Annotated in this window: 16 protein-coding genes; 7 read left to right on the forward strand and 9 right to left on the reverse strand. The window is 70.9% G+C overall.

The window, feature by feature from the left end:
• Positions 1–33: 33 nt before the first annotated feature.
• Entirely contained in the window at positions 34–684 is a 651-nt protein-coding gene (locus tag G6N25_RS01280) for a (2Fe-2S)-binding protein (RefSeq protein ID WP_083072871.1), read from the forward strand.
• Between the two features lie 116 nt (positions 685–800).
• On the opposite strand, the gene G6N25_RS01285 is transcribed toward G6N25_RS01280, so the two are convergent.
• Complete coding sequence (locus G6N25_RS01285; RefSeq protein ID WP_408632421.1) at positions 801–995, reverse strand: DUF3046 domain-containing protein; 195 nt, start codon at positions 993–995, stop codon at positions 801–803.
• A gap of 22 nt (positions 996–1,017) precedes the next feature.
• A complete protein-coding gene (locus tag G6N25_RS01290; protein ID WP_083072873.1) occupies positions 1,018–2,184 on the reverse strand; it encodes a glycosyltransferase in 1,167 nt (388 codons plus the stop codon).
• Positions 2,185–2,237: 53 nt separating this feature from the next.
• Here G6N25_RS01290 and G6N25_RS01295 point away from each other — a divergent pair, with 53 nt between their 5' ends.
• Entirely contained in the window at positions 2,238–2,669 is a 432-nt protein-coding gene (locus G6N25_RS01295) for a limonene-1,2-epoxide hydrolase (RefSeq protein WP_083072701.1), read from the forward strand.
• A 15-nt stretch (positions 2,670–2,684) separates the two neighbouring features.
• Positions 2,685–3,083 (forward strand): DUF5313 domain-containing protein, encoded by a 399-nt coding sequence (locus tag G6N25_RS01300; RefSeq protein ID WP_083072702.1) that lies wholly within the window; start codon positions 2,685–2,687, stop codon positions 3,081–3,083.
• Here the strand turns inward: G6N25_RS01300 and pspM are convergent.
• The 4 genes from pspM to pgsA all read right to left on the reverse strand — a co-directional run bounded on the left by pspM (position 3,080) and on the right by pgsA (position 5,873).
• Positions 3,080–3,898, reverse strand: coding sequence for a phage shock envelope stress response protein PspM (gene pspM / locus G6N25_RS01305; protein ID WP_083072703.1), 819 nt, complete (start codon positions 3,896–3,898; stop codon positions 3,080–3,082). The two genes, G6N25_RS01300 and pspM, sit on opposite strands and share 4 nt — an antisense overlap.
• A gap of 18 nt (positions 3,899–3,916) precedes the next feature.
• Positions 3,917–4,738: a phage shock protein PspA gene (gene pspA, locus G6N25_RS01310; RefSeq protein WP_083072704.1), complete on the reverse strand. Its 822-nt coding sequence runs from the start codon at positions 4,736–4,738 to the stop codon at positions 3,917–3,919.
• Between the two features lie 129 nt (positions 4,739–4,867).
• Positions 4,868–5,182, reverse strand: coding sequence for a transcriptional regulator ClgR (gene clgR, locus G6N25_RS01315; protein WP_083072705.1), 315 nt, complete (start codon positions 5,180–5,182; stop codon positions 4,868–4,870).
• Positions 5,183–5,264: 82 nt separating this feature from the next.
• A complete protein-coding gene (pgsA, locus tag G6N25_RS01320; RefSeq protein ID WP_197745666.1) occupies positions 5,265–5,873 on the reverse strand; it encodes a CDP-diacylglycerol--glycerol-3-phosphate 3-phosphatidyltransferase in 609 nt (202 codons plus the stop codon).
• A gap of 56 nt (positions 5,874–5,929) precedes the next feature.
• On the opposite strand from pgsA, the gene G6N25_RS01325 reads away from it, so the two are divergent.
• Complete coding sequence (locus G6N25_RS01325; protein WP_083072707.1) at positions 5,930–6,445, forward strand: amino-acid N-acetyltransferase; 516 nt, start codon at positions 5,930–5,932, stop codon at positions 6,443–6,445.
• 78 nt (positions 6,446–6,523) lie between these two features.
• On the opposite strand, the gene G6N25_RS01330 is transcribed toward G6N25_RS01325, so the two are convergent.
• Positions 6,524–8,986, reverse strand: coding sequence for an FtsK/SpoIIIE family DNA translocase (locus tag G6N25_RS01330; RefSeq protein WP_142272493.1), 2,463 nt, complete (start codon positions 8,984–8,986; stop codon positions 6,524–6,526).
• Positions 8,987–9,133: 147 nt separating this feature from the next.
• Between G6N25_RS01330 and G6N25_RS01335 the strand changes: the two genes are divergently transcribed.
• Genes G6N25_RS01335 through G6N25_RS01345 form a run of 3 tightly spaced genes read left to right on the forward strand, consistent with a single transcriptional unit; the run spans position 9,134 to position 11,144 of the window.
• Positions 9,134–9,448: a putative quinol monooxygenase gene (locus G6N25_RS01335; RefSeq protein WP_083072709.1), complete on the forward strand. Its 315-nt coding sequence runs from the start codon at positions 9,134–9,136 to the stop codon at positions 9,446–9,448.
• Entirely contained in the window at positions 9,448–10,266 is an 819-nt protein-coding gene (locus G6N25_RS01340; protein ID WP_083072710.1) for a mycofactocin-coupled SDR family oxidoreductase, read from the forward strand. The genes G6N25_RS01335 and G6N25_RS01340 overlap by 1 nt, the downstream gene beginning before the upstream one ends.
• A 5-nt stretch (positions 10,267–10,271) precedes the next feature.
• Positions 10,272–11,144, forward strand: a complete 873-nt coding sequence (locus G6N25_RS01345) for an SAM-dependent methyltransferase (RefSeq protein ID WP_083072711.1) — start codon at positions 10,272–10,274, stop codon at positions 11,142–11,144.
• On the opposite strand, the gene G6N25_RS01350 is transcribed toward G6N25_RS01345, so the two are convergent.
• Both G6N25_RS01350 and dapA read right to left on the reverse strand, forming a co-directional pair.
• A complete protein-coding gene (locus G6N25_RS01350; RefSeq protein ID WP_083072712.1) occupies positions 11,141–12,826 on the reverse strand; it encodes a ribonuclease J in 1,686 nt (561 codons plus the stop codon). The genes G6N25_RS01345 and G6N25_RS01350 overlap by 4 nt on opposite strands.
• Positions 12,827–12,833: 7 nt before the next feature.
• Entirely contained in the window at positions 12,834–13,736 is a 903-nt protein-coding gene (gene dapA / locus G6N25_RS01355; RefSeq protein ID WP_083072713.1) for a 4-hydroxy-tetrahydrodipicolinate synthase, read from the reverse strand.
• Positions 13,737–13,809: the final 73 nt, after the last annotated feature.

A 13,809-nucleotide genomic window follows, 5' to 3' on the forward strand; every position in this document is an offset into this window, starting at 1 on the left:
CGAATCAGCCCCGAAAGCCGCGCCCCACAACACATGGACATCTCCGCCGATCTGGTCGAAACATCTTCCTATGGAGGGTTTTTCGCGATAACCGTGGGCGGAGCGGCGGCCGGATGGCATCCGGTGGGGCGGTCCTACGCCGACGGATTCGCCGATTTGATCGAGGCCACCGCCCGGCGCTACCACACCACGGACCTGCGGATCGCCGCCTCGCTGGTTCATCTCGGCCACGCCGCCCGGCTCTGGTCGCCCATGCTCGCGTGCGCGCTGGGCCACGGCGTCGTTCCCGACCTCAAGGACCTGCAGCGCGCCGACGGCGGGGCCCAGCTACGACTGCCCGAACCCGTCGGAGAACCCCTCGATTCGCCCGCTCCGGACGTGCTGTACCGCGTCGTCGTGCGACAACACATGGAACCCCTGGCCGCCGGCCTGCGGGTCAAGCTGGCGCCCGGCCTGCTGGCCGGCAACATCGCCTCGGCACTGGTTGGGGCGTCCCGGGCGTTGCTTTCGACGCGCCCCGACCTGCGTCGGCCAATCGTCGAGGTCACCGACTCGCTGCTGGACACCGGCGCGTTGGCCGGGTCCGGCGTGATCACCGGCCCGAACCTGGGCTTCCGGCGCCGCAGTTGCTGCCTCTTCTACCGCCTGCCCGACGGCGGCACATGCGGCGATTGCCCGCTTTAGCCGTCGAGTGTGTGTTGGTGGCGTCGGGTGTGCGCTAAGGGCGCGATTTCGGCCGGCAGGCCGCCGTGGATGCACACCCAACGCCACCGGCGCACACCGAAGGACCCGAGCGACGCTCACCACTGGTCGCGCGGCACGTCGAAGTCGACGCACAACGCCCGCCAGACCTCGCGTGGCTCGATGCCGTCCTCGATCGCCCCGGCGGCGGTCCGGCCGCCGAAGCCGCTGAGCACATGGTCGACCAGCACCGACGCGCCGTAGGCGGTGCCGAACCGCAGGACGACCCGCTCGTTGAACTCCGTCAGCCGCACGCCCGCCAACATACCGAGCGAATCACCCCGCCAGAGCCAGCGCCTCGTGGCACACCCGCACCGGGTCGGCGACCCCGGCGACGCTCGCGGCGGCCACCTGCGCGGCCTCCCGATAGCCGGGCGACGACAGCACCTCGCCGACCGCGGTCACCAGCGCGTCGGCGGTCAGCGGCCGGATCAGCCGGGCGCTCCCCTGCCGTGCCACCCGGTTGGCCATCTCCCACTGGTCCCCGCCGCCGGGGACCACCACCAGCGGCACCCCGGCCAGCAGCGCCTTGGCCACCATGCCGTGACCGCCGCCGCAGATCACCAGGTCGGCGCGCGTCAACAACTCGGATTGCCGCCCCAGGCCGACCACCGCCCACGGCGGCACCGCCAGCTCCGCCCCGCCCAGCCGCGACACCACCAGGCGCGCCCCCGCCGGCAGCGTCTCGCCGGGTATCAGGCATTCCAGCGCGACCTCGGCCAACCCCGAGGTCCCGGTCAGCGCGGTCGACGGCGCGACCACCACCACCGGCCCGGGGCCGGGCGGAACCTCCAGCACCCGATCCGTCGGCTCGAAATGCAACGGCCCCACGACGACGGCCTCGGCCGGCCAGTCCGGACGGGGAACCTCGAGGGCGGGCAGCGTCGCGATCAGCCGCCGCAGCGGACCGGGGTCCCGCGCGGGCAGCCCGATCTCGACCCGCGCGCCCGCGCGCTGCCGCAGGCCGGCGCGCCACGACCGCGTCGTCAGCGCCCGCATCACGGCGTCGCGCACCCGGCCGCGGATGCCGATGCCCGCCGCCAGCCCACTGCCGATCGGCGGCAGCCCCTTCGAGGGCAGGTACAGCGGGTGCGGGCTGAGCTCGATCCACGGGATCCCCAACAACTCGGCGGCCATCCCGCCGCCCGCGGTGATGACGTCGGAGACCACCAGGTCGGGCGCCAGGTCGCGCAGCGCCGGCACGTTGAGCACGGCCATCCGCGCCGCGCGCCGGTGGATCCTGGCCCCGGCGTCGACGTCGTCGTCGGTGGCCACCAGCCCGTCCAGCTCGGCGGCGGCAATGCCGGCGGCGCGGGCGGCGCCGATCCATTCCCCGCCGGTGAACAGCGTCGGCTCGTCGCCCGCCTCGGCGAAGCGTTGGCACAGCGCAATCGCGGGAAACGAGTGTCCGGGATCCGGCCCGGCGACCACGGCGACGCGCACCGGCCCCACCCTGCCACAGCGCCGGGCCGCCGGGCTGGCCTACGCTGGCAACCATGACCGAGGTGACTGGAACAGCCGTTGCGAACACCCGCACGGTCGAGAATTTTCTGAACGCCCTGCAGGACGACGACTTCGAAACCGCGGAAGCGGCATTGGACGACGACCTCGTCTACGAGAACGTCGGGCTGCCGACGATCCGCGGCGGCCGCAAAGCGATCAAGCTCTTCCGCCGGATGGAGGGCCGCGCGGCCTTCGAGGTGAAGATCCACCGCATCGCCGCCGACGGCGCCGCGGTGCTCACCGAGCGCACCGACGCGCTGATCTTCGGCCCGCTGCGGCTGCAGTTCTGGGTCTGCGGCGTGTTCGAGGTCCACGACGGGCGAATCACCCTGTGGCGCGACTACTTCGACTTCTTCGACATGTTCAAGGCGACCCTGCGTGGCGTTGCGGCGCTGGCGCTGCCGTCGCTCAAAGCGACGTTCTAGCCCCGGGGCGACGGCATGAGCGGCGACACGGCTCGAACCACACCGAACCCGTGGCAATTCATCCGGTATTGCGCCGGGGCGCGGCTGCCCGACTCGATGCGGGATTGGGTGCGCGACGACCTGACCGGCAAGGGCGCCGCGCGCCGGATGATGGTGCGCGTCGCGGTTCCGGCCGTGCTGGTGCTGGCCCCGTTCTGGCTGATCCCGACGACGCTGGTCGTCCACCTGAGCATGACGCTGCCGATCCTCATTCCGTTCGTCTACTTCTCCCACGCGCTCAACAAGGTGTGGCGCCGTCACATGCTGTCCGTGCACGGCCTGGACCCCGACCTCGTCGACGAGCTCGCCCGCAAGCGCGACGCCCACATCCACCAGGCGTACATCGAACGCTACGGCCCGCGCCCGGAGGATTAGCGCCGGGGCATTCCGCCCAGTTCGTCGAACGCCTGCGCCCAGCCGAGCAGGCGATCGGTGGCGCCGGTCAGCTCGGTGCGGTAACGCTGCTGCGCGGCCGCCAGCCCGGCTCCCGTGTCGCCGTTGGCCGAGGACACCAATTGCGCTGCGGCGGTGACCATTTCGTTGTACTGACGAACGCCGGCGCTCAACTGCGCGGTGAACGCGTTGATGGTGGGCACCAGATACGGCCGCGACGACTCCGCATGCTGCGCCGCCCGCTCCATCGACACCACCTCGGCGGCGGTGGCCACCATGGCCGCGGAGGTCTTGTTGGCCGCGTCGGTCAGGTCGCGGATTTCGGCCGTCGGCAGCATGGAGCCCCGCTCCATCACCCCCAGCAGCGAGGAGAACCCGCGTTCGGAGGCGCCCAGCGCGTACATCGCCGGCCGGGCGGCCGAGCCCGGCGGGGGCAGCCGGCGGGTGTTGGCGGGCCGCTGTGTCGGCAGCGGCTCCGAGCGCAGCCAGCGGTAGCGGAGTAACAGCAGCGTCGCCGGGATCGCCAGCACGACCGCGACGGCGCCGGTCACCTCCAGCAGCAGCGCGAACCAGCCCCACGCCGCCAGCACCGCCGTCACCGCGATCCAAAACAGGCAGCCGACGGCGAAAATCAGGCCCCACCGCAACGCCCGGCGCCGACGGCGCAGCAGCCGCGCCCGCGGATCCGTGGCCGCGCTGACCTTGTGGGCCACCGCGTCGAAAAGGTCGGCGGCGGTGTCCCACCCGCGCTGCACCAGCGCGCGCCAGGGCCCGCGCTCGGTCGCTTTCACCGCCATCGCAGACAATCCGCCGCGTTACTGGCCAAGGGGCTTCTCGGCAACCTGCCCGCCGGTGGTCTCGGCCGGCGCCGGGGTGGCCCCGGGCGCGACCGCCGTCCCGCCCGCCGGAAGGGCCTCGCCACGCATCGACGCGCGGATCTGCTCCAGCCGGGAATGGCCGGCCATCTGGATGCCGGCCTGCTCGACCTCGAGCATGCGGCCCTGCACGGAGCCCTGGGCGAGTTCGGCCGCGCCGATCGCGTTGGCGTAGCGGCGTTCGATCTTGTCGCGCACCTCGTCGAGGCTCGGGGTGGTGCCCGGGGCGGCGATCTCGCTCATCGACCGCAGCGACGCGCTGACCTGTTCCTGCATCTTGGCCTGCTCGAGCTGGCTGAGCAGCTTGGTGCGCTCCGCGACCTTCTGCTGCAGCACCATCGCGTTCTGTTCGACGGCCTTCTTGGCCTGGGCCGCCGCGGACAGCGCCTGGTCGTGCAGCGTCTTGAGGTCCTCGACGCTCTGCTCGGCGGTCACCAGCTGGGCCGCGAACGCCTCGGCGGCGTTGTTGTACTCGGTGGCCTTGGCCGCGTCACCGGCGGCGGTGGCCTGGTCGGCCAGCGTCACCGCCTGACGCACGTTGACCTGCAGCTTCTCGATGTCCGCCAGCTGCCGGTTGAGCCGCATCTCCAGCTGGCGCTGGTTGCCGATCACCTGCGCCGCCTGCTGGGTCAGCGCCTGGTGCTGGCGCTGCGCTTCCTCGATGGCCTGCTGGATCTGCACCTTCGGGTCGGCGTGCTCGTCGATCCTCGCGTTGAACAGCGCCATCAGGTATTTCCACGCCTTGACGAACGGGTTGGCCATCGGTTAGCTCCACCTTCGCTTCTGGTCTGTCGGGCAAGCGCCCTGCCGCTCAATTTATCGGGTCGGCGCCGATCGCCCCACCCCTGCGCACGATCCGACCGCCCGGCGCGCGGGAGCGGTGCGGAGCACTCAGGCCACCGCCAGCGACGCCACCGGCGGAATGACGACCTTGGTGCCGGCGTCGATCGTGGCCCCGCTCGCCCTGCGTTCCTCGCTGGCCATCCGCTCGCCCGCGCCCGTCAGCACCTCCGACAGCGGCATCTCCAGCGCGTCGCAGATCGCGTTGAGCAGCTCGCTGGAAGGCTCCTTGCGGCCGCGCTCCACCTCCGACAGATACCCGAGGCTCACCCGCGCCGAATCCGACACCTCGCGCAGCGTCCGGCCCTGTGTCGTCCGGACCCGGCGCAACACGTCGCCGATGACCTCGCGCATCAATGGCGGCATCCCGCCCTCCTTCGTCCGATCGGCCCCGCTCAGCAGGCACTCACTTAGGTGAACGCCGGCGGCGGTGCCGATGGTTCCCCGGTCAGCCGCCCGTCTGGCGTGCTTCCCGGACCGTCCTGATCGTGCCGGCCACATAGTCGATGCCGGTGACCACGGTGAGCACGATCGCGACCCCCATCACGACGGAGGCCACCACCCGAAACGGCCCCGACAGCGGCAGCACGAACAGCCCGATCGCCAGCGCCTGGACGACGGTCTTGAGCTTGCCGCCCCAACTGGCGGGAATGACGCCGCGGCGTATCACCGCCAACCGCAACAGCGTGACCGCCAGCTCGCGGGTCATGATCACCACGGTCACCCACCAGGGCAGGTCCCCCAGCATCGACAGGCCGATCAGCGCCGACCCGATCAGCGCCTTGTCCGCGACCGGATCGACGAACGCGCCGAATTCGGTCGCCATCCCGTAATTGCGGGCCAGCAGACCGTCGAACCGGTCGGTGAGGCAGGCGACGGCGAAAATCACGAAAGCCACTATGCGGCCGACGATTTGGTGGCCGTCCGCGGTGAACAGGGCGAGCAGGAAGATCGGGACCAACACCAGCCGCAACAGGGTCAGGATGTTGGCGAGGTTGGCGATGCGGGCGCGGCCCGGCGATCCCGTTAGCGGTCCCGTTTGAGGCTGCCCCGACACGGCATCAGAATAACGGTTGACCAGCGAGCCCATCCCCGTCGCCGATACTGTTACCCGTGACCGAAAGCTCCCGGGACCACCGGCCGGTGGTCCGGCGCGCGCGAACGTCCGACGTCCCCGCGATCAAACAGCTCGTCGACACGTACGCGGGACGCATCCTGCTGGAAAAGAACCTCGTGACGCTGTACGAGGCCGTCCAGGAATTCTGGGTGGCCGAGCTTCACGGCAGGGTGGTCGGCTGCGGGGCGCTGCACGTGTTGTGGGCCGACCTCGGCGAGGTCCGCACCGTCGCGGTCGACCCGGCGACGACCGGCCACGGCATCGGCCACGCGATCGTCGACCGGCTGCTGGAGGTCGCCCGCGAGCTGCAGCTGCGGCGGCTGTTCGTGTTGACCTTCGAGACGGAGTTCTTCGGCAAGCACGGGTTCACCGAGATCGAGGGCACGCCCGTCACCGCCGAGGTGTACGAGGAGATGTGCCGCTCCTACGACATCGGCGTCGCCGAATTCCTGGATCTGAGCTACGTCAAGCCCAACATCCTGGGCAACTCCCGCATGCTGCTGGTGCTTTAGGCCGCTTTAGGCCCGCGAGCAGACACAGACTCGCATTCGCGAGGCCCGAGCAATGCGATTCTGTGTCTGCTCGCCGGGCTACTCGTCCGCGCCGTCGCCGGAGTCCAGGCCGCGGATCGCGGCCAGGGTCGCGGCCAGCTCGTCGGGCTTGACCAGCACGTCGCGCGCCTTGGATCCCTCGCTAGGCCCGACGATGCCGCGGGTCTCCATCAGGTCCATCAGCCGGCCGGCCTTGGCGAACCCGACCCGCAGCTTGCGCTGCAGCATCGACGTGGAGCCGAACTGGCTGGACACCACCAGCTCCACGGCCTGCAGGAACAGGTCCATGTCGTCGCCGATGTCGGGGTCGACGTCGGCGCGTTCGCCGGTGGGCTTGGCGGTGGTGACGCCCTCGGTGTATTCGGGTTCGGCCTGGTCCTTGCAGGCGGTGACGACGGCGTGGATCTCGTCGTCGGTGATGTAGGCCCCCTGCAGTCGCACCGGCTTGTTCGTGCCCATCGGCAGGAACAGGCCGTCGCCCATCCCGATCAGCTTCTCGGCGCCCTGCTGGTCCAGGATCACCCGGGAGTCGGTGAGCGACGACGTGGCGAACGCCAGCCGGGACGGCACGTTCGTCTTGATCAGCCCGGTCACCACGTCGACCGACGGGCGCTGGGTGGCCAGCACCAGGTGAATGCCGGCGGCGCGGGCCTTCTGGGTGATCCGCACGATCGCGTCCTCGACGTCGCGCGGCGCGGTCATCATCAGGTCGGCCAGCTCGTCGACGATCGCCACGACGTAGGGGTACGGCCGGTACTCGCGCTGGCTGCCCAGCGGCGCCGTGATCGCCCCGGAGCGCACCTTGGCGTTGAAGTCGTCGATGTGGCGCACCCGGGAGGCCTGCATGTCCTGGTAGCGCTGCTCCATCTCCTCGACCAGCCACGCCAGCGCGGCCGCCGCCTTCTTCGGCTGGGTGATGATCGGCGTGATCAGGTGCGGAATGCCCTCGTACGGCGTCAGTTCCACCATCTTGGGGTCGATCAGGATCATCCTGACCTCCTCCGGGGTGGCCCGCGTCAGCAGCGAGATCAGCATGGAGTTGACGAAGCTCGACTTGCCGGATCCGGTGGAGCCCGCGACCAACAGGTGCGGCATCTTGGCCAGGTTGGCCGAGATGAAGTCGCCCTCGATGTCCTTGCCCAGCCCGATCACCAGCGGGTGGTGGTCGCGGCGGGTCGAGGGCGCGGTGAGCACGTCGGCCAGCCGCACCATCTCCCGGTCGGTGTTGGGCACCTCGATGCCGACGGCGGACTTGCCGGGGATTGGGGCCAGCATGCGCACGCTCTCGGTGGCCACCGCGTAGGCGATGTTCTTCTGCAGCGCGGTGATCTTCTCCACCTTGACGCCGGGGCCCAGCTCCACCTCGTAGCGGGTGACGGTGGGTCCCCGGGTGCAGCCGGTGACGGCGGCGTCGACCTTGAACTGGGTGAGCACCTCGCCGATGGCGTCGGCCATGACGGTGTTGGCGGCGCTGCGCTTCTTGGGCGGGTCCCCGGCGACCAGCAGGCTCATCGGCGGCAGCGTGTAGGGGCCCTCGACGACCCGGTCCAGCGCCTCGGTCTGCTGCTTCCCGCGACGACGGCGTGTCCCGACGGCCGGCTCCCGCACGGTGGGAATGTCGTCCTCGTTGTCACGCAAGGCCGCGGCGGGGTCGGCCGTCGGCCAGGCCTGCGCCTCGTCATCGGGGTGCAGCGGCCCGTCGTCGTAATAGCCGTCGGAAAAGTCCTCGGGCGCGCCGGGATCCGCATCCTCGCCGTACCCGGCCTCGTCGTCGCCAAGCAGCCGGGTGCCGAACATGGCGCGCACGACGTCGGGCACCTCGCGGATCGTGGTCCCGGTCAGCAACAGCAGCCCGAACAGCGCGCCGATGAACAGCAGCGGCGCGGCGATCCAGGCCGTCAACCCATCCGACAGCGGCCCCCCGATGGCAAAGCCGACGAACCCCGCCGCGCGGCGCCGCAGTTCCGGATCTTCCGGCGAACCCGACCACAGGTGGCGCAGGCCCAGAACCGACAGGGCGATCAGGCTTCCGCCCAGGATCAGCCGGGGCCGCGCATCCGGATTGGGCTGGGTCCGCATCAGCGCCACCGCCACCGCGGCGGTGACCAGCGGGAGCGCCAGGACGGCCGAACCGATGAGCGTCCGCAACACCGTGTCGACCCACGCGCCCACCGGTCGCGCGGCGTCGAACCACGAGCTGGCGGCGACCACGACGGACAGCCCGAGCAGGACCAGCGCGATCCCGTCGCGGCGGTGCCCGGGCTCGATGTCGCGGGCCCGCCCGATCGACCGGGCCGCGCCGCCGGTGCCCCGTGCCGCCATCATCCAGGTGGCGCGCATGGCCCGGCCGCAGGTGAGCCCGGCGGCGACCAGCAGCGACCGGTTGCGCCGTTTGGCGGGCCTGCTCGCCCTTCTGCCGGGTGCCGCCTGCCGCGCGCCGCGGGGCCGGGCCTTTGACCTGCTCGTTCGGGATCCGGGGCGCGCGACGGTCTTGCTAGCCATGACGGCAAGGGTAGTCGCAAAAGCATCATCTTTACCACCCGCCACACTGGTAACGCCCTCCCTCGTGGGCGATGCGGCCGGCGGGCCTGAGTAGGGTGGCAACCGGTGACGGAAGTCACCACTTCCCGAGCTTCCAGGAGGCCTCGCATGCCCGTCGTCGTCGTCGCCACCATGACCGTCAAGCCCGAATCGGTCGACACCGTCCGCGACATCCTCACCGGCGCGGTCGAAGAGGTGCACGACGAACCCGGGTGCCAGCTGTATTCGCTGCACCAGACGGGCGAGACCTTCGTCTTCGTCGAGCAATGGGCCGACGAGGACGCGCTCAAGACGCACAGCACCGCGCCCGCGATCGGGAAGCTGTTCGAGGCGGCCGGCCCGCACCTGGCCGGGGCGCCGGACATCAAGATGCTGCAGCCGGTCCCCGCGGGCGATCCGGACAAGGGCCGGCTGCGTCCGTAATGGCCGGGCCACTCGACGGCAAGGTCGCGCTCATCACCGGCGCGGCCCGGGGCCAGGGCCGCGCGCACGCGGTGCGGCTGGCCGCCGACGGCGCGAGCGTCATCGCGGTCGACCTGTGCGCGCAGATCGCCAGCGTCCCCTACCCCCTGGCCACCCCGGACGACCTGGCGGCCACCGTCAAGCTCGTCGAGGACACCGGCTCGCGCATCGTGGCGGCGCGGGGCGACGTGCGCGACCGCGCATCGCTGTCGGCGGCGCTGCGGGCGGGCCTGGACGAGTTCGGCCGGCTCGACATCGTGGTGGCCAACGCCGGGATCGCCCCCATGCAATCGAGCGACGACGGCTGGCGCGACGTCATCGACGTCAACCTCACCGGCGTGTTCCACACCGTGGAGGCCGCCATACCGACCATGGTCTCGCAGGGCAGCGGCGGATCGATCGTGCTGATCAGTTCGGCCGCGGGGCTGGCCGGCATCGGCAGCGCCGACGCCGGCTCCATCGGCTATGCCGCCGCCAAGCACGGGGTGGTCGGGCTGATGCGGGTATACGCCAATCTGCTTGCCCGACACAGCATCCGGGTCAACTCGATACATCCGTCCGGGGTCGACACCCCGATGATCAACAACGAGTTCACCCGGCAGTGGCTCGCCCGGCTGGTCGCCGAGTCCGATTCGCCGCCCGACATGGGCAACGCGCTGCCGGTGCAGGTGCTGCAATCCGATGACATCGCCAACGCGGTGGCATGGCTGGTGTCCGACCAGGCCCGCTACATCACCGGCGTCACCCTGCCGGTCGACGCGGGCTATCTGAACAAGTAGGGCTCATGGCACGAAATCCCGTGGCGCAGACCGCCTTCGGCCCAATGGTATTGGCGGCCGTCGAACAGAACGAGCCACCCGAGCGGCGCCTGGTGGACGACGACCTCGCGGAGCTCTTCCTGCCGGCCCCGCTGCGGTGGCTCGTCGCCGCGACCCGCGCGGCGCCGATCCGCCGCCTGATGGTCCGCGGGTCGGAGTACACCGGCCCCGGATTGTGGGCGAACCTGGCCTGCCGCAAGCGTTTCATCGCCGACAAGCTCGACGAGGCGCTGCCCGACATCGACGCGGTGGTGATCCTCGGCGCCGGCTTCGACACCCGTCCCTACCTGCTGACGCGGCGGATCCGCGTCCCGGTCTTCGAGGTGGACCTGCCGGTCAACGTCGCCAGGAAGGCCGAGACGGTCCGGCGGGTGCTGGGCGAGCTGCCGCTGTCGGTTCGGTTGGTGGCGTTGGACTTCGAGCGCGACGACCTGCTCACCTCGCTGGCCGAGCACGGCTATCGCACCGACTACCGGGCCTTCTTCATCTGCGAGGGCGTGACCCAATACCTCACCGAGGACGGCGTCCGGCGCACGCTTGAGGGACTGCGCGCGGCCGCCGCCGGCAGCCGGTTGGTGTTCACCTACGTCCGCCGGGACTTCATCGACGGGACGAACCGGTACGGCACCCGCACGCTGTATCGCAGCGTCCGCCAGCGCCACCAGCTGTGGCGCTTCGGCCTGGAGCCCGACGAGGTCGCGGGGTTCATCGCCGAGTACGGCTGGCGCCTGGTGGAGCAGGCCGGTCCCGACGACCTCGTCCGGCGCTACGTGGAGCCCACCGGCCGCAAACTCGAGGCCTCCCAGCTGGAATGGTCGGCCTACGCGGAGAAGATTTAGACCTCGATGACCGTCGGCACGATCATCGGCTGCCGGCGATAGGTCTCGCCTACCCACTTGCCGACGGTGCGGCGCACGCACTGGGCGATCCGGACCGGGTCGGTGACGTCGGCGGCGGCCAGCTGCTCCAGCTCCGCCTCGATCTTGCGCGCGGCGGGCTCGAGCGCCTTGGGGTCCTCGGAGAATCCGCGCGAGTGCAGCTGCGGCGCGGCCACCGGGCGCCCGGTGCCCCGCCGGACCACCACGGTCGCCGCGATAAAGCCCGACGACAGGATGAGTCGTTCGCCCAGGGTGATGTCGCCCACGTCGCCGGTGATCAGGCCGTCGACGAACATCTTGCCGACCGGCACCGCCCCGGCGACCGACGCCTTGCCGGCAACCAGGTCGACGCTGACGCCGTTCTCCGCCAACAGGATCGAGTCCTCGGGCACCCCGGCGCGCGCCGCCAGCTTGGCGTTGGCGCGCAGCATCCGCCAGGTCCCGTGCACCGGCATCACGTTGCGCGGCCGCACCCCGTTGTAGAGGAACAGCAGCTCGCCCGCGTACGCGTGACCCGAAACGTGAACGCGCACCTGCTGATTGGTGACGACGCGGGCCCCGATCCTGGCCAGCGAGTCGATGACCCCGTACACCGCCTCCTCGTTGCCGGGTATCAGCGACGACGACAGGATGATCAGGTCCTCCGACGTCAGGGTGATGCTGCGGTGCTCGCCGCGCGACATCCGCGACAGCGCCGACATCGGCTCGCCCTGGGTGCCGGTGGTGATCAGCACCACCCGCTCGGGCGCCATCATCTCCGCGGCGGCGATGTCGATCAGGTCGGCGTCGTCGACCCGCAGGAAACCAAGTTCGCGGGCGATGCCCATGTTGCGCACCATGGATCGCCCGACGAACGACACCCGCCGGCCCAATGCCACTGCGGCGTCGATGATCTGCTGCACCCGGTCCACGTTGGAGGCGAAGCACGCGACGATGACGCGGCCGCCGGCGCCCCGGATCAGCCGGTGCAGGGTGGGGCCCACCTCGCTTTCGGAGGGCCCGACGCCGGGGATCTCGGCGTTGGTCGAGTCGCACAGGAACAGGTCCACGCCTGCTCCATATTGTGAGCCCAGCCGGGACATGCCGGGCAGGTCGGTGGGCCGGCCGTCGAGCGGCAGCTGGTCGAGCTTGATGTCGCCGGTGTGCAGCACGGTCCCGGCGCCCGTGCGGACCGCGATGGCCAGCGCGTCCGGGATGGAGTGGTTGACGGCGAAATACTCGCACTCGAACACGCCGTGCGTGCTGCGCTGCCCCTCGGCGACCTGGACGAAGACCGGGTTGATGTGGTGCTCGCGGCATTTCGCGGCGACCAGCGCCAGGGTGAACCTCGAACCGACGACCGGGATGTCGGGCCGCAGCCTGAGCAGGAACGGGATCGCCCCGATGTGGTCCTCGTGCGCGTGGGTCAGCACCAGCGCCTCGACGTCGTCGAGCCGATCCTCGATGTGGCGCAGGTCCGGCAGGATCAGGTCGACGCCGGGCTCGTCGTGGGTGGGGAACATCACCCCGCAGTCGATGATCAGCAGTCGGCCCAGGTGCTCGAAAACCGTCATGTTGCGGCCGATTTCGCTGATGCCGCCCAGCGCGGTGACCCGCAACCCACCCGCGGTCAGCGGACCTGGTGGGGTGAGGTCTACATCCACGTGCAGCTCACCGGAGCACCGACGCCGCGCGCATGTCGGCGGCCAACGCGTCGACCTGCTCGGGCGTCGCCGGCATCTGCGGCAGCCGGGGATCACCGACGTCGATGCCCTGCAGGCGCAGGCCCGCCTTGGACATCGTCACCCCGCCCAGGCGGGCCATCGCGTTGCACAGCGGGGCGAGGTTGACGTTGATCTTGCGCGCGGTGGAGACGTCCCCGGAGCCGAAGGCGGACAACAACTCTCGCAGCTGACCCGCGGCGGCGTGGGCGATCACGCTGATGAAGCCGGTGGCGCCCATCGCCAGCCAGGGCAGGTTCAGCGCATCGTCGCCGGAGTAGTAGGCCAGCCCGGTCTCGGCGATGATCTGGCCGCCGCCGTGCAGGTCGCCCTTGGCGTCCTTGATGCCGACGATGTTCGGGTGGGCGGCCAGCGCGTGGATGGTCTCGGGCAGGATCGGGATCACCGAGCGCGGCGGGATGTCGTAGAGCAGCACCGGCAGCTCCGTGGCGTCGGCGACGGCGGTGAAGTGCGCGATCAGCCCGCTCTGCGGCGGCTTCGAGTAGTACGGCGTGACCACCAGGAGCCCGTGCGCGCCCTCGGCCGCGCAGGCCCTGGCCAGCCGGACGCTGTGGGCGGTGTCGTAGGTGCCCGCGCCGGCGACGACGCGGGCCCGGTCACCCACGGCCTCCAGCACGACGCGCAGCAGCTCGCGTTTCTCGTCGTCGGTGGTGGTCGGCGACTCGCCGGTGGTTCCCGACACCACCAGGCCGTCGCATCCCGCGTCCACCAGGTGGTTGGCCAGCCGCGCCGCGGCGGCCGTGTCCAGGGAGCCGTCGGCGCCGAACGGTGTCACCATCGCGGTCAGCAGGGTTCCCAACCGTGCGGGGGCGTCGAATCCGACGGTGCTCACGACGTTCAGGTTACCTGGCGCCCCCAAGCCCCCTCACCACCACCGCGAGCGTGCGTGTTTGTGCGGGGACACG

Origin of the sequence: Mycobacterium heidelbergense (genome assembly GCF_010730745.1) — a bacterium.
Taxonomy (GTDB): domain Bacteria; phylum Actinomycetota; class Actinomycetes; order Mycobacteriales; family Mycobacteriaceae; genus Mycobacterium; species Mycobacterium heidelbergense.